General features: G+C 62.9%; 20 protein-coding genes. 9 read left to right on the plus strand and 11 right to left on the minus strand.

Annotation, left to right across the window (positions count from 1 at the left end; genetic code table 11):
* Positions 1-117: 117 nt before the first annotated feature.
* The 3 genes from flgK to NWI01_RS00405 all read left to right on the plus strand — a co-directional run bounded on the left by flgK (position 118) and on the right by NWI01_RS00405 (position 5143).
* Entirely contained in the window at positions 118-1986 is a 1869-nt protein-coding gene (gene flgK, locus NWI01_RS00395; protein WP_141381772.1) for a flagellar hook-associated protein FlgK, read from the plus strand.
* A gap of 21 nt (positions 1987-2007) precedes the next feature.
* On the plus strand, positions 2008-3513 hold the full coding sequence (locus NWI01_RS00400; RefSeq protein ID WP_141381773.1) for a flagellar biosynthesis protein FlgL: 1506 nt from the start codon (positions 2008-2010) through the stop codon (positions 3511-3513).
* Positions 3514-3685: 172 nt separating this feature from the next.
* Positions 3686-5143, plus strand: coding sequence for a pyridoxal phosphate-dependent decarboxylase family protein (locus NWI01_RS00405; RefSeq protein ID WP_141381774.1), 1458 nt, complete (start codon positions 3686-3688; stop codon positions 5141-5143).
* Between the two features lie 178 nt (positions 5144-5321).
* On the opposite strand, the gene flbT is transcribed toward NWI01_RS00405, so the two are convergent.
* Positions 5322-5750, minus strand: coding sequence for a flagellar biosynthesis repressor FlbT (flbT, locus tag NWI01_RS00410; protein WP_141381775.1), 429 nt, complete (start codon positions 5748-5750; stop codon positions 5322-5324).
* A gap of 351 nt (positions 5751-6101) precedes the next feature.
* On the opposite strand from flbT, the gene NWI01_RS00415 reads away from it, so the two are divergent.
* The 4 genes from NWI01_RS00415 to NWI01_RS00430 all read left to right on the plus strand — a co-directional run bounded on the left by NWI01_RS00415 (position 6102) and on the right by NWI01_RS00430 (position 10716).
* Complete coding sequence (locus NWI01_RS00415) at positions 6102-7679, plus strand: flagellin N-terminal helical domain-containing protein (protein WP_141381776.1); 1578 nt, start codon at positions 6102-6104, stop codon at positions 7677-7679.
* A gap of 405 nt (positions 7680-8084) precedes the next feature.
* Positions 8085-9695 carry a flagellin N-terminal helical domain-containing protein gene (locus NWI01_RS00420; protein ID WP_141381777.1) on the plus strand — a complete coding sequence of 537 codons (1611 nt, stop codon included), beginning with the start codon at positions 8085-8087 and terminating at the stop codon, positions 9693-9695.
* 260 nt (positions 9696-9955) lie between these two features.
* Positions 9956-10321 carry a flagellar biosynthesis regulator FlaF gene (flaF, locus tag NWI01_RS00425; protein ID WP_141381778.1) on the plus strand — a complete coding sequence of 122 codons (366 nt, stop codon included), beginning with the start codon at positions 9956-9958 and terminating at the stop codon, positions 10319-10321.
* A 29-nt stretch (positions 10322-10350) separates the two neighbouring features.
* The gene (locus NWI01_RS00430) at positions 10351-10716 is read left to right on the plus strand and encodes a hypothetical protein (RefSeq protein ID WP_141381779.1); all 366 of its coding nucleotides are present in this window, start codon (positions 10351-10353) and stop codon (positions 10714-10716) included.
* 119 nt (positions 10717-10835) lie between these two features.
* On the opposite strand, the gene NWI01_RS00435 is transcribed toward NWI01_RS00430, so the two are convergent.
* From NWI01_RS00435 to NWI01_RS00450, 4 genes are all read right to left on the minus strand, one after another.
* Entirely contained in the window at positions 10836-11201 is a 366-nt protein-coding gene (locus tag NWI01_RS00435) for a hypothetical protein (RefSeq protein ID WP_141381780.1), read from the minus strand.
* Positions 11202-11381: 180 nt separating this feature from the next.
* A complete protein-coding gene (locus NWI01_RS00440) occupies positions 11382-11873 on the minus strand; it encodes a hypothetical protein (protein ID WP_141381781.1) in 492 nt (163 codons plus the stop codon).
* A complete protein-coding gene (gene flgJ, locus NWI01_RS00445) occupies positions 11870-12259 on the minus strand; it encodes a flagellar assembly peptidoglycan hydrolase FlgJ (RefSeq protein ID WP_181410309.1) in 390 nt (129 codons plus the stop codon). The genes NWI01_RS00440 and flgJ overlap by 4 nt, the downstream gene beginning before the upstream one ends.
* Positions 12259-13383 carry a flagellar basal body P-ring protein FlgI gene (locus NWI01_RS00450; RefSeq protein ID WP_141381782.1) on the minus strand — a complete coding sequence of 375 codons (1125 nt, stop codon included), beginning with the start codon at positions 13381-13383 and terminating at the stop codon, positions 12259-12261. Before NWI01_RS00450 ends, flgJ begins: the two co-directional genes overlap by 1 nt.
* 331 nt (positions 13384-13714) lie before the next feature.
* On the opposite strand from NWI01_RS00450, the gene NWI01_RS00455 reads away from it, so the two are divergent.
* Positions 13715-14134, plus strand: coding sequence for a flagellar assembly protein FliX (locus NWI01_RS00455; RefSeq protein ID WP_141381783.1), 420 nt, complete (start codon positions 13715-13717; stop codon positions 14132-14134).
* A gap of 247 nt (positions 14135-14381) precedes the next feature.
* The gene (gene dksA, locus NWI01_RS00460) at positions 14382-14747 is read left to right on the plus strand and encodes an RNA polymerase-binding protein DksA (protein WP_210242922.1); all 366 of its coding nucleotides are present in this window, start codon (positions 14382-14384) and stop codon (positions 14745-14747) included.
* Between the two features lie 225 nt (positions 14748-14972).
* Here dksA and NWI01_RS00465 read toward each other — a convergent pair whose 3' ends face one another.
* The 6 genes from NWI01_RS00465 to flgF form a co-directional block, all read right to left on the minus strand.
* A complete protein-coding gene (locus NWI01_RS00465) occupies positions 14973-16838 on the minus strand; it encodes a patatin-like phospholipase family protein (RefSeq protein WP_141381785.1) in 1866 nt (621 codons plus the stop codon).
* A 114-nt stretch (positions 16839-16952) separates the two neighbouring features.
* Positions 16953-17246 (minus strand): hypothetical protein, encoded by a 294-nt coding sequence (locus NWI01_RS00470; RefSeq protein ID WP_244613587.1) that lies wholly within the window; start codon positions 17244-17246, stop codon positions 16953-16955.
* 262 nt (positions 17247-17508) lie between these two features.
* On the minus strand, positions 17509-18267 hold the full coding sequence (gene flgH / locus NWI01_RS00475; RefSeq protein WP_141381787.1) for a flagellar basal body L-ring protein FlgH: 759 nt from the start codon (positions 18265-18267) through the stop codon (positions 17509-17511).
* A 5-nt stretch (positions 18268-18272) separates the two neighbouring features.
* Positions 18273-19385 (minus strand): flagellar basal body P-ring formation chaperone FlgA, encoded by a 1113-nt coding sequence (gene flgA, locus NWI01_RS00480; protein ID WP_181410310.1) that lies wholly within the window; start codon positions 19383-19385, stop codon positions 18273-18275.
* Positions 19386-19454: 69 nt separating this feature from the next.
* Positions 19455-20243: a flagellar basal-body rod protein FlgG gene (flgG, locus tag NWI01_RS00485; RefSeq protein WP_141381789.1), complete on the minus strand. Its 789-nt coding sequence runs from the start codon at positions 20241-20243 to the stop codon at positions 19455-19457.
* A 12-nt stretch (positions 20244-20255) separates the two neighbouring features.
* The gene (flgF, locus tag NWI01_RS00490) at positions 20256-21023 is read right to left on the minus strand and encodes a flagellar basal-body rod protein FlgF (RefSeq protein ID WP_141381790.1); all 768 of its coding nucleotides are present in this window, start codon (positions 21021-21023) and stop codon (positions 20256-20258) included.
* Between the last annotated feature and the right edge of the window lie 146 nt (positions 21024-21169).

The following is a 21169-nucleotide window of genomic DNA, read 5'->3' on the forward strand; positions in this document are numbered from 1 at the left end:
AACCGGCTTTCGGAAAAGATCATGCTCAATCGAAAATAGATCAGGGTTTAATCCAACGCGGTTGAACCGAACTCTGATCACAGCGCGGATTGATCCGGTTTCGAGGCGGGCAAGAAGATGAGTTTAAGTTCGGCCCTCTCCATCGCCATGTCCGGCTTGCGCGCCAACCAGGCCGCGCTGTCGATCGTGTCCGGCAATGTCGCCAACGCGAACACGCCGGGCTACGTCGCCCAGACGCTGGTGCAGGACCAGGTCGTGACCGGCGGCATGGGTTCCGGCGTCCGCGTCATCGGCGTCAACCGCACGCTCGACGCCTATGTGCAGTCGCAACTGCGTACGGAAAACGCCGGCGGCGCTTACGCAAGCCAGATCGCCGGGGTGCTCGGCCAGCTGCAGAACGTCTATGGCACGCCCGGCAACAACGGAACGCTGGAGGCGGCCTATAACCGGTTCACCTCGGCATTGCAGGCGCTGTCGGCGAGTTCGGGCAATCCGGCGGCGCAGTCGTCGGTGCTGAACGCCGCGCAGGCGCTGGCGCACCAGCTCAACGCGACCACCAGCGGCATTCAGACGCTGCGATCCAATACCGAGCAGAGCCTGTCCGCATCGGTCTCGCAGGCCAACGCGGCGATGCAACAGATCGCGCAGCTCAATCAGCGGCTGCAAAGCATGGGTGCGCAGGATCCGGCGGCCGCGACGCTGATGGATCAGCGCGACGCCGCGATCGACCAGCTTTCAGGATTGATGGACATCCGCGCGGTGACGGACGGCGCCAACCAGACCTCGGTGTTCACCACGGCCGGCGTCCAGCTCGTCGGCGGCGTTTATGCGTCGACGCTGACATTCAACGCGCAGTCCTCGCTCACCGCGAGTTCGCAATGGAACGCCGATCCCGCGAAGTCGAGCGTCGGCACCATCATCTGCCAGCTTCCGAACGGCGCGAAGATCGACATGATCGCTTCGCAAGGCATCAACTCCGGCCAGATCGCCGCCGATGTCCAGTTGCGCGACAGGATTCTGGTGCAGGCGCAAAATCAGGTGGACCAGATGGCGGCGACGCTCGCCAGCGCGTTGTCCGACGTCACCACGAGCGGCGCGCCGGTGACCGGACCGCCATCGGGCTTCGACCTCGATCTGTCCGGCATTCTGCCGGGCAACTCGCTCCGCGTCACCTACACCGACTCCGCTAACGTCTCGCACACAGTTACCGTGGTGCGGGTGGACGATCCGGCCGCGCTGCCGATTCCGAACACGGCCGCGAATCCGAACGACCGGGTGATCGGAATCGATTTCTCGGGCGGGCTCGCCTCGATCGTGTCGCAACTGAATGCGCAGATCGGGGCGGCGTCGCATCTGGCGTTTTCCGCTTCCGGGGCGCAGTTGCGGGTGGTCGGCGACGGCTCGGGTCAATCCACGGTGACCGCGGCATCGGCCACGGCCACGGTGCAGTCGCTGGCGTCCGGCGATCCGCAACTGCCGTTCTTCACCGACCGCGCCTCGCTCTATACCGGCGCGATCACAGGCTCCGCGTCGCAGATCACGGGGCTGGCCGGGCGCATTCAGGTCAACGCCGCGCTGCTCGCCGATCCCTCGAAGCTCACGGTCTATAGCACCTCGCCGGTAACGCCGGCCGGCGACACCACGCGCGCCGACTTCATCTACGACAGGCTGACGTTCGCGAGCTTCAGCTACGCGCCGAACACCGGCCTTGGCGCGGCGGCAGCGCCGTTCCAGGGCACGCTGCCGTCATTCCTGCAGCAGTTCGTCAGCTTGCAGAGCGGCACGGCAACCACCGCGCAGCAGGTCGCGCAAGGGCAGAGCATCGTGGTCAACACCTTGCAGGAGAAGTTCTACGACAAGTCCGGCGTGAACATGGATACCGAAATGGCCAATCTGATCGCTTTGCAGAATTCTTATGCGGCGAATGCGCATGTGATGACCGTGGTGCAGAGCATGATGCAGACGCTGATGCAGGCACAATGGTAACGACAGCGTAAGGCGGTTCGCATGGCGATCAACGGCATAAGCTTCGGCAACACCATCCTGGGCGGCTCGGTCCGGAATCTCAAGGCGCAGATGGCCGATCTTCAGACCCAGCTGACCAGCGGCAAGAAGTCGACGACCTATTCAGGCATGGGCGCGAACGGAGGTTTCGCGATCGCGGCGCGCGCGCAACTATCGAACATCGCCGCGTATACCGACACCATGATGAAGATCAACACCAACATCAATGTCGCCAATACGGCGCTTCAGGCGCTCTCCGACATCGGGACGCAGTTGCAGAACGCCACACTCAGCGGATCGCAGGCGTTGAACAGCGCCGGTCAGACCGCAGGCCAGCAAACCGCTGTGGCGCAGTTTTCGTCAGTGGTCGGCATCCTCAATACGCGGGCGGGCGACCGCTACATCTTTTCCGGCAGCGAGATCTACACCCAGCCGGTGGCCTCGTCCGATCTGATCCTGAACGGCGACGGGGCAGGGCGGGCGGGGTTGAAGCAGGTCATCTCCGAGCGCAGGCAAGCCGATCTCGGAGCGAGCGGGCTCGGCCGTCTCGAAATTTCCTCGCCGACCGCGACCTCGGTGGCGATCGCGGAAGATGCGTCGCCTTCCATCTACGGCATGAAACTTCAATCGGTGTCGTCGTCATTGACAGGAGCCACCGTCACGGGTCCGGCTGGAGCGCCGCCCGCCATTTCAATCGATCTCGGCGTCACCAATCCGGCTGACGGCGACACGGTGAGCTTCACCTTCGATCTTCCGGACGGCTCCAGCGAGACCGTGCAACTGACCGCGTCCAGCGAGGCGCCGCCGCCCGCCGGCAGCTTCGCGATCGGCGCGACGCCAACTGCTACCGCCGCCAACCTCAACGCCGCATTGACCGCCTCGATCGGAGCGTTGGCTGGCACATCGCTGGTCGCGGCCTCCGCCGTTCAGGCTTCGCGTGATTTCTTCGGCCAGCCGCCGCAGCGCGTCGACGTCACGCCGCCGGCGACACTTTCCACCGCCACCGCCGCCGTGAACGGGACGGCCGCGGATACCGTGCAGTGGTACACCGGCGACGAGGGTACAGGCTCCGCGCGCGGGACCTCGGTGGTGCGGGTCGATGCCTCGGTGACGGTGCAATATGGGATGCGCGCGAACGAGGACGCCATCCGCTCGCTGATGGAATCGGTTGCGCTTCTTGCGGCGGTGACGACCTCGCCGGCCGATCCGAACGCGGCCGGCCAGATTTCGGCGCTGAACGCGCGCGTTGCGCAGAATTTATCGGTTGAGCCCGGCAGCCAGAACATCCGGGATATCCAGGTCGATCTTGCCAACGCGCAGACCATGATGAAGGATGCCACCGCGCGGCAGAAACTGACGCAGGCGACGATGCAGAACATCATCGACCAGGCGGAGAACATCTCGACCGACGAGGTCGCGAGTCAGTTGCTGGCGCTGCAGACGGATTTGCAGGCATCCTACCAGACCACGGCCATGCTCTCGCAGCTCAGTCTGGTGAAGTTCCTCTGACGGTATTATCTACGGGCGCGAAGGTCTGCCCAACTCATCGGGGGCATGCCGATCGAAAACCCTTCGCGCGCGGCAAGGAATCTTATTTCATGCGCAGTTTTGAGACTGAACCGGCTCTTCGCCATGACGATGCGTGGCGCATGAACGCCGCGTGCGGCGGGGAGCGCGCGGCATGAAGCCTGCATCGCGCGGTACGCTGCCGGAAGTCGATGAAACGCTCGATCCGGAGGACTGGGACACGCTTCGCGCGGAAGGTCACCGGATGCTCGATGACATGTTCGATCATATCGCCGGTGTTCGCGAGCGTCCGGTCTGGCGGCCGATACCAGCGGAAACGCGCGCCCGCTTCCGCGAAGACCTGCCGCGGGACGGCGTCGATGTCGCCGACATCTATCGGGAGTTTTCCGAACACATCGCCCCGTACACCGCCGGGAATATCCATCCCGGATTCATGGGATGGGTCAACGGCGGCGGTACGGCGGTCGGGATGCTGGCCGAGATGCTGGCGGCGGGGCTGAACACCAATGTCGCCGGCCGGAATCAGATGCCGGTCGAAGTCGAGCGCCAGATCGTGCTGTGGGTACGGCGGATGTTCGGCTTTCCCGATACCGCGAGCGGCGTGTTCGTCACGGGAACGTCGATGGCGAACCTGATGGGAATTCTGGTGGCGCGTTCGGCGCGGATCGGCCCCTCCGTGCGCCAGCGCGGCTTGCTGGATCGCGGCGCGCGCCTCATCGCCTATACATCGGTTGCGACGCATGGCTGCATCGCTCAGGCCATGGATGGCGCCGGCTTCGGCACCGACGCCCTGCGGCGAATTCCGGTTGATCGCTGTCATCGCATCGATACTGACGCGTTGCGCGCCCGGATTGCCGCCGATCGCGCCGCGGGACTTGAACCTTTTCTCGTGATCGGGTCGGCGGGAACAGTCGATATCGGAGCCATCGACGATCTCGCGGCGCTGCATGGCGTTTGCCGTGACGAGAAATTATGGCTGCATATCGACGGCGCGTTCGGCGCGCTCGGGGTGTTGTCGCCGGAGATCGCGCCTCGTCTCGCGGGAATCGAGAGCGCCGACTCCATCGCTTTTGATTTCCACAAATGGGGGCAGGTGCCCTACGACGCAGGGTTTCTTCTCGTCCGCGACGGTGAGCAGCACCGCCGTACGTTTGCCGCGCCGGCGGCCTATCTGCGCCGGGAAACGCGCGGGCTTGCGGCGGGCTCGCCGTGGCCATGCGACTACAGCCTGGATATGTCCCGCGGCTTTCGTGCATTGAAGACGTGGTTCACGTTGAAAGCCTACGGCACTGAAAGGCTCGGTGCGATGATTGACCGGACCTGCGCGCTGGCGCGCTGCCTGGAAGCGAAGATCGCGGCCGAACCAAAGCTCGAACTGCTCGCGCCGGTGCAACTCAACATCGTGTGCTTCCGCTATCGGGCCGACGATGCCGACAGGGTCAATGCGGATATCGTCGCATCGCTGCACGAGTCCGGCATAGCCGCGCCGTCCGCGACCATGCTGGACGGCCGGCTTGCGATCCGCGCGGCGATCGTCAACCATCGCACCGGAATGCGCGATATCGAAGCGCTGATGTCGGCTGTGCTGGAATTGGGCGCGCGTAAATCGTGAGGCTTGAGCCTGTTCGCTTCTGATGGAATCAGAAGCGAGGCTCGGTAATCTTGATTGAACGCGTTTTCTTCACGCGAAGAGGTTATCCATCCTCGGGTCAAGCCCGAGGACATGCTTCGCTCGAAAACGCTATCGCAGATCCGGAAGCCGAGACGATCGGGATTCGCGCAGCGTGGTGTCAGGCTGAGCGTCGCCTGTCGCCGGCGCGGTTCGCGGGAGTGTCGTTCATGTCGGCGAGCTTCTTCTCGTAGGCGATCAGCTTTTTGACTTCCTTGAGCGCTTTGTAAAGATCGCCGTTGAGGATGTCGTTATTGATGCCTTCGATGATTGGCCAAGCGTCCGGCATGGTCGTGATGACGTCGCGCAGCAGGCTGAAATAGGTGCCGTGATTGATTTGCGGCTCCGGCGACAGATACATCAATTGCACCGCGAGATAGATCAGCTTGGCGGGTGTGTCCGCCGTCTCGGGCGTCAGAATGTCCTTCTCGCGAAGGATCGGAATCTTGTCGCCCTCGATCAGCAGTCGCGCGCGCTGATCGGTGTTGGTCACGACGCAGGCGCCGATGATGATGCGTTCATGCGGCTTCAGTTCGACTTTCAGCGCCATGACGGTTTCCTGTCATCTCCATGAGCATGCGCGACACGGACGACGCGTCCGTTCGCTGACCAGAATGCGGCGGACGGCCGCATCAGTGCGAGCATCGCGGTATGGTCTTGCCGTGATCCTTTCCGATTGTGGTTAACGATTGGTAAATGACACCTGTAACCTTTGCTGCCGTATCCGTCTAAGCCCCGGTTGCGACGTCGCAATTTCGACGCGCCAGCGACCCCGCGGGAGGTCGCGGGTCCGCGATCTGTTTCATGCTTTCTTAGAGTCTTCCCATCACTGTGGCGCCTCGTCCGAGGAAGGTCTTCGGCCTGTGGACGTACGTGTATTCACACCAGAAAGGTATGAAAGATGTCCGATATCGTTCTCTCCGCATCGGTTCGCCAGAATCTGCTTTCGCTTCAGTCGACGGCTGAACTGCTCTCGACGACCCAGACCCGCCTTGCCACCGGCAAGAAGGTGAACTCGGCCCTCGACAATCCGACGAACTTCTTCACCGCCGCCGGCCTCGACTCCCGCGCCAGCGACATCAACAACCTTCTGGATTCGATCGGCAACGGCGTGCAGGTGCTGCAGGCCGCCAATACGGGCATCACCTCGCTGCAGAAGCTGGTAGATACCGCGAAGTCGATCGCCAACCAGGCGCTGCAGGCGACCTCGGGCTATTCCACCAAGTCGCAGGCGACCACCGCCGCCATCACCGGCGCGACGGCCGACAACCTGCTCGGACCGGGCGGCGCTCCGACCGATGCGACGGTTTCGGGTTCCGCCGTCAACAATAAGAATTCGGCTGCCATCACGGGTGCGACGTTGTTGTCGGGTGCGGCATTGTCGGACTCGATCGCCACCGACTTCACCGCCGGTGATACGATCACCGTGAACGGACAAACCATCACGTTCATGGCCTCCGGTGCTTCAGGTAACAATCAGATTAACGTGACTGATAGCGTCAACACTCTGCTCGGCAAGATTGATGCTTTGTCTGGTGGTTCCGGTTCGGCGGTTGCTGCTGGCGCGATCACGCTGCACACTGGCACGGCCTCGGATCTTACGATCACGAGTTCCAACGCGGCTGCTTTCAACTCGATGGGCTTCACTGGCGGCGGCGTAACGCAGGCCCGCACGCCGGGTGCCCCGGCTGCGCTCGAAGGCAAGACGCTGACGATTGGCGCAACCGATGGCGGCACGGCGACCAGCATCACCTTCGGGACGGGCGGTGTGACGACCCTCGACCAGTTGAACACTGCGCTCGCCGCGAACAACCTGACCGCCTCGATTAACTCCGCGGGCGCGATCACCTTCACCACGACGAACGATCACGCGTCCGCGACGATCGGTGCGTTCGGCGGCGATGCGACCACCGATCCGAATACGTTCGGCGCGATGACCGCTTCCGCTCCGGTTGAGGACGCCAATGCGCAGAACACCCGCGCCACGCTGATCGGCCAGTACAATCAGGTCATCGACCAGATCCGCACCACCGCGCAGGATGCCTCCTTCAACGGCATCAACCTGCTCAACGGCGACCAGCTGAAGCTGGTGTTCAACGAAACCGGCAAATCGACCCTGACCATCCAGGGCGTGACCTTCGATCCGGCGGGCCTCGGCTTGTCGTCGCTGACCAGGGGCACGGACTTCCTGGACAATGCTTCGACCAACGCCGTTCTGGACTCGCTCAACACCGCGTCCAGCACCCTGCGCTCGCAGGCGTCGACCTTCGGTTCCAACCTGTCGATCGTGCAGATCCGTCAGGACTTCTCGAAGAACCTGATCAACGTGCTGCAGACCGGATCGGCGAACCTGACGCTTGCCGATACCAACGAGGAAGCGGCGAACAGCCAGGCGCTGGCGACCCGACAGTCGATCGCGGTGTCGGCGCTGGCGCTGGCCAACCAGTCGCAGCAGAGCGTGCTGCAACTGCTCCGCTGATCGCAAGCGACATTTCAAGACGACGAAACGGCGGGGGAAACCCCGCCGTTTTCTTTTGTCGGCGGCTCAGTCCAGTTTTCTGAGCCGGATTATCAGCGTCTGCTCATGACATCTTGAAAGAACAAGGAAAGTCACCCGTAAGGCGACGAGGCGTGCTCTTGAACTTCATGGTCAACGTTTTTGCCCAAGCCCCTAAGCTGTCTTGCATTCCGTAGCCTGAGCTCAGAAAACGCTTCACAGGCCGACCGTGTATGAGGCTGGCTTCTGCCTCCTTGACTGGCCGCGGCGATCAAGCGGGGATTAATCTGCCGTTAACCATAAATTAAAACGTCTTGTTCACCTTTCCGGCCAGGGAACCGGCTCTCATGGCGAGCTGGCGTCCGCACACGTCAGGGAAGGCCAGACATGTCCGACATCGTTCTCTCGGCATCCGTTCGCCAGAATTTGCTCTCGCTGCAATCCACCGCCGATCTACTGGCGCAAACGCAGCACCGTCTGGCCACCGGCAAGAAAGTCAACACCGCCCTCGACAATCCCACCAACTATTTCACGGCCGCAGCGCTCGACAATCGCGCCAACGATATCAGCAACCTGCTCGACGGCATCGGCAACGGCGTTCAGGTGCTGCAGGCGGCCAACACCGGCCTGACCTCGTTGCAGAAGCTGGTGGACACGGCGAAGTCGATCGCCAATCAGGTTCTGCAATCCCAGGTCGGCTATTCGCAGAAATCGTCGGTCGAAAGCCTTCCCGTCACGGGGGCGACCGCGCTCGATCTCAGAGGCACCACACCGTTCACGAATGCCGCCGCGACGCCCGGCGCGGCGCTGAGGACCGGCACATCCAACGCCGCGGCGACCGGCGCCACCTTGATCAGTGCGCTGACCGACGGCGCGGTCGCGACGCCGACCGGCCCCGCCGCCGGTGAGAGCTTCGCTGTCAACGGCAAGACCATCACCTTTGTTGCTTCCGGCGCGGTGGCCGCCGATGCCTCCGGGAATATCACGATCGGCGTTGACCAGACCCTGGACTCGCTGCTCGGCGTGATCGACGTGCTGCACGGCAACACCAACACGGCATCGACGGTCGACGGCGGCGGGCAGATCGTGCTCAACACGGGCATCGCTCATGACCTTACATTGACGGATTCAACGCCGGCCGGAGTTCTCGCAAAGCTCGGCCTCACCGCGGGGACGACGGCGCGTGGTGGCGGCGCGGGTAACCTCGACGGCAAGACGCTGACGATCGGGCCGACCGGCGACGGCGTCGCGACCAACATCACGTTCGGCGACGGCACCAACGGGACCGTCAGAACCCTCAATGACCTGAACGCGCAGCTTGCCTCAAACCATCTCCAGGCCACGATCAACTCAGCCGGCGTCATCACAATCTCGACCGCCAACGAGGCTGCGGCCGAGACCATCGGTGCGATCGGCGGGACCGCTGCCGGCGCGGGATATGCCTTCAACGGCCTTGTCGCGGGTGCACCGGTTCAGGATCCGGCGGTTCAGGCGTCACGCGCCGGGCTCGTCAATCAGTACAACAACATCATTCAGCAAATAAACACGACGGCGGCGGATGCGTCGTTCAACGGCATCAATCTGCTGGGCGGTGATACGCTGAAGCTCATCTTCAACGAGAGCGGAAAGTCCACGCTCACCATCACCGGCGCCAGCATGAATGCGGCTGGTCTTGGACTGACGAGTCTTACGGTCGGCGTCGACTTCCTGGACAACGGCTCGGCCAACAGCGTGATCGCGAGCCTCGATAGCGCATCGACCACCCTGCGCACGCAGGCGTCGACGCTCGGCTCGAACCTGTCGATCGTGCAAATCCGTCAGGACTTCTCGAAGAACCTGATCAACGTGCTTCAGACCGGCTCGTCGAACCTCACGCTTGCCGACACCAACGAGGAAGCCGCGAACAGCCAGGCGCTGGCGACCCGCCAGTCGATCGCGGTGTCCGCGCTGGCGCTGGCCAACCAGTCGCAGCAGAGCGTGTTGCAGTTGCTACGCTGATGACGCAAACCCCGGCAGGATGAAGGTTGTCGAGTTCGCTCTCGAAATTTGCATTCTCGCTTCGCGACTGCTTTGGCGAATGTGCGCATCGAGAACCATGCTCGCAACGAGGTCGGTGGCGCGCTTGCGGAATCCGCTGCGTTCGTTCGTCATTTTCCTGACGCATATGAGAATGCGGGGTAACCTATTTTAAAGGCGGCGCTGCTAGACATACGGCGGTGCAGAACTTCGCGCGTCCGCTTTTTTCCTCGAGGATTTAAATGTCGAATGCTGCTCAAGCCTACGCCAGGACGGCGCAAACTTCGTCGTCTCCCCGTGAAATCGAGGCGCAGGCTTTGCTGAAGGCGGCGCGGCAGCTTCGGGAGGTCCAGGACAAGTGGGATGGACCTGACAACGACATGCACAAGGCACTGCTGTTCAATCGCCGTTTGTGGTCGATCTTCATGAGCGCAGCGGATAGCGACAGCAATCCGCAGCCGCTGGAAGTCCGTCAGAATATCGCTAACATCGGCGTTTTCGTGATGAAGCAGACAGTCGATATGCAGCTCAATCCCGACCCCGCGAAGCTGACGGCGCTGATCGACATCAACTGCAATCTCGCGGCCGGTCTGTCCGGGCGGGCGTAATTCCTGCGGTTACAGACGGAGCCGGATCATTGGCCGACGTCCTGAACATCCTGGCATCGAATTACAGAACGGTCGGCGAGAACGTCAGCCTGACCACCGGGAAGTATGTCAACGTCGATCCCGATGTTTTCGAAGGGACGTGGAGCGGCAAGTACGCCAATCAGAAACCGTTCTCCATAACGATTTCGAACGTCAACGGCTTTCGCGCCAAGGCGAAGTATCAGTACGGGACCACGATCAAGTATCAGGAAGTCCTGATCAAGAATAACGGGTTTCGGGTCGGCGATTCAAAATTCGTGCTGACAAAGTCCGGCACCGCGCAGGTCAGCACCGTCATGAGCGATCCGGCGACCGGCGCAAGCACCCTTGAGACGGCCTACGTTCATCAGCGCTGAGAGCTGGCCTTCAAAGCGGAAAGGCTCTATCGCGTTTTCGAGCGAAGCATGTCCTCGGGCTTGAGCCCTAAGGATGGATACCGGTTCGCGTGAAGAAAACGCGCCAAAACATAAAGACTCTAGGCGCGCCGGTCAGTGGCGGCCGGGGGGTCGCGCTCCGCGTTCATCAGATCCAGCGTGCGAAAGTAGGCGCGTCGCCGCAGCATCGCCTCTTCGGGAAACTGCTTCACGACAAGGCTCGTGCGGCGATCGACGACCTGGTAAACCACCGAGGCGGCGTCACGATCAACCACCACCTGGCGCGACAGCGCTTCGCGTGAGGTCTGCAGGTCGTTGCGGCTGCGCGTGCTGATGTCCGCCGCCGTGACGCTTTGGCTCGGCGGAAGTTCCGTCGCCACGGTATCGTTGGCGGCTGCGCTCGCCAGTTGAACGACCGGCGCCGCGACCGGCGTGCCGATAGGTTTGATACTGAAATCCGCACTCATGGTCGACTCCCGGCCTCCTTCGAGTCAAATCCCAACCCCCTTCTGATCGCAAGCCTAACGCTTGTCTCTCAACGGTGGGTTAGAGAACGTCCTCAATGGGGTGTTGTCGGGAGCGCTGGAGTTTGAACTAAATCGTACTGGAATATGGGGCTGGATCGAAGCAGCCGCTTTCCGCGGGTGTTACAGCGAACGGCTGACCGCGATCGGACTCATGTGCTGACGCGAGGGCGCGCTGCGCTGGCCGCTTGCCGTATAGGTCTGTGGCGTGGCGCTGCGCTGCGCCTCGGCGCTGACGCCGCGGACGATTGCTTCGGAAACCGCGTGCGCAGTCGCGAGCACGGTGAGATTCACCTGCAGCATGGCGCGGAATGTGTCGTGGTGGCGTTGCAGCGCGGTGAGCAGATCAGGCGCTGATTGCGTCATGTAGGCCTGACTGGCCTTGAATTGCCTGATGGCGTCTACGTAACGCCGCGACAGTTCTGTCTTCCGGCTCTCCAGCGCCATCCCTTCGCGGATTTTGCCGGCGCGCACCAACTCGGTCTCGCGCTCGATGACAGCGAGCAGCGCGTTCATGATGTCGAGCATGTCGTCAGCGAGCTTGCGCGCGTCCGCTGGCGTCGATACGGGAGGCAGGAGAGGGGACTCTTGCGGGTTCCGGGATTGCGGCGTCATGCGGCTTCCTTCGGTGGGAGCGAGGTCTGGTTCGCCTGTTGCATGATCAGGGTGCGGAATACCGCGTCGGAGATGCCGACGCCGCCGGCCTTGGCGAACGATCTGGAATGTTGCTCGGTGAGCATCGAGCGCCACACGCCGGTGCCGGGCGTATCGCCGAACGGGCCTTCGCCTTTCAGACCGGTTGTCATCTGCGAGAACATGGAGTTGAGAAACATCGCCTCGAAATCCTCTGATGTCGCTCTCGCCTTCTCGATCGACTGCGGAGAGACGTGCTCCAGCGCTTGCGCGAGCTGCGGATCCGGGCGGCGGTTCAGCGTCGGCGTCGTGCGCTGGGCGTTGCGATAAGCGCCGCTGAGCAGACCGTTGACAGCGTGAGTATCCATCACATCACCTCGATATCGGCTTCGATCGCGCCTGCCGCCTTGATCGCCTGTAGAATGCCGATCAGATCGCGTGGCCCGATGCCGAGACCGTTGAGTCCGTCGACAAGTTCCTGAAGCGAGACGCCGTTCTTGACCAGCGCGAGCTTGTTGCCATTCTCCGTTACGCCTACGTCCGTGCGCGGCGTCATCACCGTCCGCCCGTTGGACAGCGGATTGGGCTGGCTGACCTGCGGGCTTTCGGAAATGGATACGGTGAGGTTGCCCTGCGCCACCGCGACGGTGGCGACGCGGACATCGCGTCCCATCACGATGATTCCGGAGCGCTCGTCGATAATGATCTTGGCCGTGATGTCCGGCTCGACCTGCAACTGTTCGATCTCGGTCAGAAGCGCGACGACGTTCCCCCTGAACTCCGCCGGGATGGAGAGCTGCACCGTGGACGGGTCGATCGGTTCGGCCGTCTTGGTGCCGAGGAAATCGTTGACGGCGGCGGCGATGCGCTTGGCGGTGGTGAAGTCGCCGTTGCGCAGCGCCAGCCGGACATTCGGCATCCGGTTCAGTGCGAATTCGATCTCACGCTCGACGATGGCGCCGTTGGCGATGCGCCCGTTGGTCGGCACGCCCTTGGTGACGCTCGCGGCGGCGCCTTCGGCGGAAAAGCCGCCGATCGCAAGCGAACCCTGCGCCACCGCGTAAACATTGCCGTCGGCGCCGAGCAACGGCGTGACGAGCAAGGTGCCGCCTTGCAGGCTTCTGGCATCGCCCATCGCCGAGACGGTGACGTCCATGCGGGTGCCCTGGGTGGCGAAGGCGGGCAGGTTGCCGGTCACCATGACGGCCGCGACGTTGCCGGTTCGAATGGTGGCGCCGCGGATGTTGACGCCCATGCGCTCCAGCATCGCCTGTAGCGACTGCTTGGTGAAAGGGATGTTGTTGAGGGTGTCGCCGGTGCCGTTGAGGCCGACCACGAGGCCGTAGCCGATCAACTGGTTCTGTCGCACACCCTCGATGTTCGCGAGGTCCTTGATCCGTGAGGTGGCATGGGCAGGGGCTCCGAGGAACGCCAGCGCCAAAAGCGCCACAACGGCGATCCGGACGACGCCCGTGAAACCAAGGCCAGACATCCTCTGCTCCCCGCTGAGGTCAGGTTGGGCTGCCCGTCACTCCCCATGACGGTCATTCGCCGTTAATCATGCGAGACCCGTGCCAACGTGATGGCTGGCTCGTTGCGTTGATTTTATTTGGTTTTTCAGTGCGGTCGCTGGTGGTGAGCGCGAAGCGGGGCGGCGAAGTTGCCCTTGTCGGCAAAATTTGCCGGGCGTTCACGCTTCGTTAACCATAACGGGCCACGCTTCTCCTGCCGGATCATCCGGTGCGCACTCCGTCGGCCGGCGTTGGCCCGGCCTTAGACGGTGGGCAGGTTTCGTTGAACACCACATTCGGGCGAGACGATCGATGCGAATTTACGGAGCGAACGGCGCGACGCCGGGAACGCAGGCCCCGTCCGCGCGGCGAACGGGGGGAAGTGAATTTTCCCTGCCGGACATGGCTTCCGCAACGGAAAGCAGGGCCGCGGCCGCACCGAAGGCGACGGCGACGGCGACCATCGATGCGTTGCTGGCGTTGCAGGGTGTCGAGGAAGATCCGGTGGAGCGGCGCAGGCGCTCGGTGCGGCGGGGCAGGGGAGCTCTCGACGTGCTCGACGATCTCAAGATGGGGCTGCTTTCCGGCAACTTCGATCCCTCAATCGTGACCCGGCTGCGCACCGCCGCGAGTGAGCTGAAATCGTCTTCCGGCGACACCGGTCTCGATGCTGTTCTCGCCGAGATCGAACTGCGCGTCGAGGTGGAACTCGCCAAGGCGAGGCAATTCTGAAGCAGCGAACGGAATGGAACCTCGAAGCGATAGGACTAATACGTATCGAGGATTTTGGTTCCCTGTCATTGGGAAGGAAAGAAGCGGAAGCTGGATCTGTCCGGGGTGGACTTCGGGACGACGATATTGTTTGTCACAAACGGCCGCTATATAAGCTCGCCGCAGCCGGATCACCCGGCGTTTTCACCGAGCAGGAACGCATTTGGAAAAGCTGAAGAACTACAGGCCTTCTGAGAAAGAGCCATTCATGAACGAGCGCCAGCGCGAATATTTCCGCGCCAAGTTGCTGGCATGGAAGGACGAGATTCTTCGCGAATCGAAGGTGACGCTGCAGACTCTTCAAGAAGAAAACGTCAACCTTCCCGACCTTGCCGATCGCGCGTCCTCGGAAACCGACCGCGCGGTCGAGCTGCGCGCCCGTGACCGGCAGCGAAAGCTGATCTCGAAAATCGACGCCGCCTTGCAGCGGATCGAGGACAACACCTACGGCTATTGCGAGGAAACCGGCGAGCCGATTTCGTTGAAGCGGCTCGAGGCGCGCCCGATCGCGACGCTTTCCGTCGAAGCCCAGGAGCGTCACGAAAAGCGGGAAAAGATCTATCGGGACGAGTAGAGCGGTTGCGCCGATGCTCCGGCGCGGTCCTTCGGGTTGGGGTCATGTTCTCGAACAGGCTGAGTTGGCGATGACGCGTTTCAACGCGCCGTTGTCGGGAATGGCCGTTCGAAGAACGGCGCCGCTTCACTCACCTATGGTCCCGGCCATTCACGCCTTTGATCCATTTCACGTTTCAAGACGTGGATGCCCGGCATAAGCCGGACATGACGATACAATCAAACCTCATCCGAACATCTTCCGCTGCTCATCGCTCAGGCCCGCCAGCACCTCCCTCGCCTGGCTGTAGCCGGCGGCGACCACCTCTTCGAAGCGGCTCCAGTCGAGCAGGCGACCGTCGGTGATCCGCGGCCGGAACAACAGGTCAGTGAACTTTCCCATCTCCTTCTGTTTGGAGATCGACGTGATGAAGGACGATCGCAGCATCGTCTCGGGCACGCTCGGCAGACGGTAGCGCCGCTTCGCGCGCGGCCTTAGTTTGTCGCGCAGCAAGGTGAGCGTCCCCGGCACATCGTCAATGTCGAATAACTGCTCGCGGTCAACCGAGAGATCGACGCCGATGATGCGGCCGGCGCCGAGCCGGGCCATCACGTCGACCGGGAAATTGTTGAACGTGCTGCCGTCAAACATCATGTGTCCGCCGACGAAGACCGGCGGTAGCGCGCCGGGAATCGCATAGCTTGCGCCGACGTTGCGGGTAAGGTCGCCTCGCTGAAGGACAGCTTCGCTGCCGGTCGAAAAGTCTGATGCAATGGTGAAGAAGGTGGTCCAGCAATCCTCGCTGTCGATCGCATCCCGGCCGGTGGCATCGCGCACCGCTTGCGTCATCGCGCTTCGGGTGCGCGCACCCTTGATCAGCGACACCAGCGGAATGAAGTTGTAGTCGCCGGTGACGTTGCCTCTCGGATGTTCGAGGAACGCCTTTCGGACGGCGGCAGCGACTTCGTCCGCGTTGCGCCCGAGCGTCAGCACCATCCCCATGACCGCGCCGATCGAACTGCCGCCCAGCATGTCGACGGGAATGCCTGCCTCTTCCAGCGCCTTGATGACGCCGACATGAGCGAAGCCGCGCGCGCCTCCGCCCGAAAGCACGAGGCCGATGGCCCGTCCTGATACGATGCGGGCGAGGCGGCCCATGTCGGCGGGCCGCTCCGGGCGAATGTGAAAGTGCCGCGCATCCGGCCGTGCGTTCAGCCAGCGCGTCGTACCGGTAGGGATTCTCGTATCAGTCCGGTGCAGCAGGACCAGCGTCTGCCGTGCGATCGAAATGGGAGCGGCCGGCGACAGGCACGCTTGCTCGACAGCCGAGAGGCCGGGATCGTGGCCGGCGTCGGCAAGCAACAGCACCTCGTCGGCATGACGAAGGCAAAACCGGGTCCATGCGGTGTCGCCTCCGTCGGCCGCAAGGTACACCGCGCGGCTCCGAGCTTCGATGTCGTCGATATAGCCGGCAAGCGCGTCGTTGCGTTGTTCCGGCGGGTGATCCTGAGCGCCGAAGTGGCTGGCGACGTCGTTGGCGGTAACGATTGCCACCGGCCCGGCCTCAGCAGCTTGCGCGTTACGCAGGCTTCGCGCGAAACCGGTCGCATCCGGCCCGGGCGTGATCGGCAGGATGCAGATGTTGACGGGCACCAGCGGCGCCTGCCGCTCGCGTTCGCGCTGGCGGAATCGCCGGATCACGACCCGCATCATCGACATCTCGATTTCCGGATGCTGCAGGATCGTCCGCTCGATCATCGCGCGCGTCACCTTGACCAGAAGCGTATCGCGCACCGCCACGACGGTTGCCGAGCGCGGTTCGCCGGTGAACAGCGCGAGCTCGCCTATGGTTTCACCGCGCCCGATCTCTCCGAGAATTTTTCGCGCGCCGGATTCGGTCTCCGAGAACGCGTGAAGCCGCCCCGAGAGTACGAAGTACACGTCGTTACTGGTGTCGCCCTGGCGCAGCAGGATCGTGCCGGAGACAAGATCGACATACTCGGCCTTGGAACGAATGGTGTGCAGGATCGCTGCGTTGTCGGACGCAAAGTAGTCGCGAAGCACGGTCTGGAGCAGCGCGTCGCGTTGCTGAAGATCGGGATCGGATTTCAATACCGCAACTCCTGTGGGTTCGGTTCAAGCATTGTATCCCGTTGCGGTAAAAGCTCCTGCAAATGATTCCGGCGTTCGTATGCCGGGTCGTGGCAATGTGGAGCGAATGCGGGTCTAATCCCGTCCGACCCAGCCGGGAAATCCCGGCGCGGTTGGGCTATCGCCTTTCAGGCCGCTCGGCAGGGCGCCGGTGCCGATGGTTCCAGGCCGCGATGTGTTCGGCACGCCGGGCTGATTGATCACGCCGGTATCGACGAGGGGTAGCCGCGGAGGAGGCATCGGCGTTACGACGGGCGCCCAAGGCATGAACATGTAGACAGGGCGGTGCCGATGGCGGGCCTGCGCGGTGTCAGACAAGCCGATCAGGCAGGCGGCGGCGACAAGCAGGACGTGGACGTTGAGGTTCATGGACGCTCCGACGCGCTCGGTTTGCGGAACATCACGGATATATAGCCATCGAACTTGCCGCGCGCAGATCATTGTTCATCACATTTCGCTGTTCCTCAGCGAACGATGCGTGATTTGCGCTTGTCAGATAGACACGGCCTCCGGCAGGGGAGCCGCCGGAGGCCGCATCCCCGACGGTGCGCGGCATCGCTGCGTGCATCGCCGGGTCGTCGCCGTCTCGCGCCTGGGTTCGCGATCCGGCGGGGAGCTTCGGGATCATGCTCTAGAATGGCAGCAGCACGTCCATGACCTGTTGACCATAGCGCGGCTGTTGAACGTCGGTGATCTGCCCACGTCCGCCGTAGGCGATGCGGGCCTGCGCGATCTTGCTTGAATCGATGGTGTTGTCGCTTTGAATATCCTCGGGTCGCACGATGCCGGCGACGATCAGTTCGCGGATCTCGAAGTTGACGCGGATCTCCTGCTTGCCCTCGACCACGAGGTTGCCGTTCGGCAGTACTTGCGTGACGACCGTGGCGACGCTGGTCTGGAGGTTCTCCTGACGTTGCACCAGACCCTTGCCGTCGCTCAGCGACTCGGAATCGGTCGTCAACAGCCGGCCGGGAAGAACCTTTTGCGCGGTCGCGCCCAACAGCTTGGCGCCCGCGAAATCGTCAATGCCCGAATCGTCCTTGCTGACGCGGCTGCGCTGGGTCTGGTTGGCGATGTTGGCCCTGTCGGTGAAGTTCACGGTCACGGTCAGGAGGTCGCCGACCCGCGCCGCGCGCTGGTCCCTGAAGAACGCGCGTGAACCGTTCCGCCACAGCGAGTTGGCGTTGTAGGACACCGTCTCCGGCTTCGGCATCGGCATCTGCACAGGCTTGTATCCGGGCTGCGTCGTCGGATTGTCGATCGCGGTCAGCTTGGGTGACTCGCCGATCTGCGACAGGCGATCGATCGACGAGCAGCCGCTGGCGAGGCCGGCGGCCGCCAGCAACATGCCGGTCAGAACGATGCGATTGAGGGACGCGAGCTTCAACATGAACGTTACTCGGCTTTCGAGGATGCGGGCGCGTTGTTCCCGGCGGAGAACGAGGCTGTCGCCTCCGCCGCCGGCTCGACGCTCGCCAGCTTGTGCGGGACGACTGGAGCGGCGGGCGACACCGACACCTGGCCTCGCCCGACCACGACGCCGGATATGGTGCGGTTTGATTGCAGGTTGAGAACGCTGACGACGTCCCCTTCCGTGCCGGACTCGGTCGCCTTGCCGCGCACGGTGAGATAGATTCCCGCGGTCTGATAGATCAGGGTCACTGCCTGGTCGCGTTGCACGAGGTCCGGCCTGGTCAGGTCGATGCCGTGCAGCGCTTGACCGGCGCGCATCTGCCGCCGCGTCTGCATCCCGACGACGCGGTCGCGGCTCGCCGCATTGTTGCCGATCTCGGCCTTGGGACGGCGCTCGATGACGATGTCGGAAGATTTCAACAGCGTGTTGCGGTCGACATCGCGAGCCAGCACGGCGGCTTCGATAGTCTCCACAGCTGTGCCGGTGAAGCGGAGGCGGGTTGGGGCCGCGCCCGAGTCGTTTGCGACTTCAAGCGTGACATCAAAGCGGCCGCTGCGCGGGTCGAACCGGGTGACCACCGGAGTGATCGCGCCATTGTTCGCGGCATCGAGATGGATAGCTTTGAGGTCTTTATCGAAAGTCAGCAGCATATCCCTGGCGTCGCCAAGCCCGTTGCGGTGTTCGAGCGCGACCGCGATCTGCAATTCGACGTCGTCGGGATCGAGGGTTCGTGCGAGCCGCGTCACCGCGACGTTGCTGATGCCGTGAGTTTCGACGCCGATTACCTGATGCGCGCGGAGGACGTCGAGCAGCTGGGCGGCCGGCAGGGTGCCGGTGGTGCCGGGATCGGGAGCGCGATAGATCGCGATCTGTGCTGCATCGCCAGCGTTGTCGACGAGGTCTCCGATCCGCACCATTTCGTCCGTAATATCGACACGGCCGCGAAGCACGGGGGCCGGAATGGCGGCGGCGGTCTGGAACGCGCTTGCAAAATCGGCGCGGCGTGCAGCCGCGTCGTTGCCCGCCAGCACCGGAGCGGACGCCGCCAGCAACAGGCCGGCGACGACGGCGACGAGGAAAGGACGAACGGCCATGATCAGCCTCTCTTCTTTTTGATCGAGCATGATCCTGTCCAGCTGGTTTCCACTGATCGGGATCACGCTCTAGCGGAACAGTGCGGCTGCGGATTGCAGCATCTGATCGGCGGCGCTGATGACCTTGGCGTTCATCTCGTAGGCACGTTGCGCGGCGATCAGGTCGGAGATTTCCGACACCACCTCGACATTGGCCTGTTCGAGGTTCGACTGCTGCATGTCACCGAAGCCGTCGAGATTGGCGATGCCGTCCTGGAAAGGACCGGAGGCGGGCGTCTCCTTGAAATTGTTGTCGCCGACAGGCTGCAGGCCCGCTTTGTTGATGAAGCGGGTGAGGCTGATCTGGCCGAGCACGGTCGGAGTGGTCTGCCCCGGCAGCGTCACCGAGACCTGGCCCTGCGCGTTGATGGTGATGCCCGCGGAGTTTTGCGGGATCGTGATCGTCGGCTGCACCGGATTGCCCTGCGCATTGACGATGCGGCCCATGTTGTCCATCTGGAACGTGCCGTCGCGCGTGTACTGAAAGGTGCCGTCCGGCATCTGGATCTTGAAGAAGCCCTCGCCGCGAATGGCGATGTCGAGATCATTGCCGGTCTGGGACAGCGTGCCTTGACTCATCTGCCGTGGCGTTCCGACAGTTTTCACGCCGCCGCCGAGATCGATGCCGACGGGCATGATCGTGCCCTGAGTTGACGCCTGAGCGCCGACGCGGCGGACGTGATCGTAGATCAGATCCTGAAATGCGGCCCGTTGCTTCTTGTAACCGGTGGTGCGCAGGTTCGCGATGTTGTTGGAAATGACCTGGACGTTCAGTTCCTGGGCCGCCATTCCGGTCGCGGCAGTGTAAAGAGCGCGCATGAGTTGAACTCCTTATGCCGGAACGTCGGCGAGTTTTTCGATGGCGGATCGTTGCAGGTCGCTTTGCTGCTGCAATAGCGTCGCCATCTGCATGTAGGCGCGGGACACCTCGACCAGTCGGCTCATCTCGGTCACCGCATTGACGTTGGAGCGCTCGATGAAACCTTGATTGATCCGCGCCTGCGTATCCTGCCGGGCGGAGTTGCCTTCGCCCGCGGCGTAGAGGTTGGAGCCTTCCTTGACCAGCCTTTGGACCTGCGGGAAGGAGACCAGCCGCAGCCTGCCCCGGATTGCGTTGGTCGCGTTGTTGATGCCCTCGATCACGGTTACGGTGCCGTCATCTGAGATCGTGATGTTGCGGTCAGTCTGCTGAAACCTGATCGGGCCGTTGGAGCCGAGCACCGGATGGCCGCCGGCCGTCACCAGTTCTCCCTGCGCATTGATCTGCAATCCGCCGTCGCGAGTGTAGCGCTCGCCGTTCGGCGTCTGCACCACCAGGAACGCGTTGCCGTCGATGGCGACATCGAGGGGGTTCTTGGTCTGCTCGGTCGGGCCGCCGGCGAAGTCGTGGAAGGTGGCGCGGTCCTGGACGAAGCTTAAGCGGCGGTCGCGGCCGACGAAGTTGTCTTCATGCGCGCCCGGCATCAGATATTCGTTGAACAGCGAATGGTCGGCCTTGTAACCGTTGGTGGTGACGTTAGCGACGTTGTTCGCAATGACATCCATCTGCCGTTCGAGCATCATCTGCCGCGACAGTCCGATGAGGAGGGTGTTCTCCATCGGTGGTTCTCCCCTTGGGGATCCGTCTGAGGAAGCTCTCCCAAGCCGCCGCACCGGATCGATCGAACCTTCAGGCTCTCCCAAGCCTTCCGGTTCGGGGAAAGGGGTAGCGAAATGCGTGCCATCTCCGGAAGATGTTTATTATC

The sequence above is a fragment of the Nitrobacter winogradskyi genome (assembly GCF_006539545.1).
In the GTDB taxonomy this organism is placed as follows: domain Bacteria; phylum Pseudomonadota; class Alphaproteobacteria; order Rhizobiales; family Xanthobacteraceae; genus Nitrobacter; species Nitrobacter winogradskyi_A.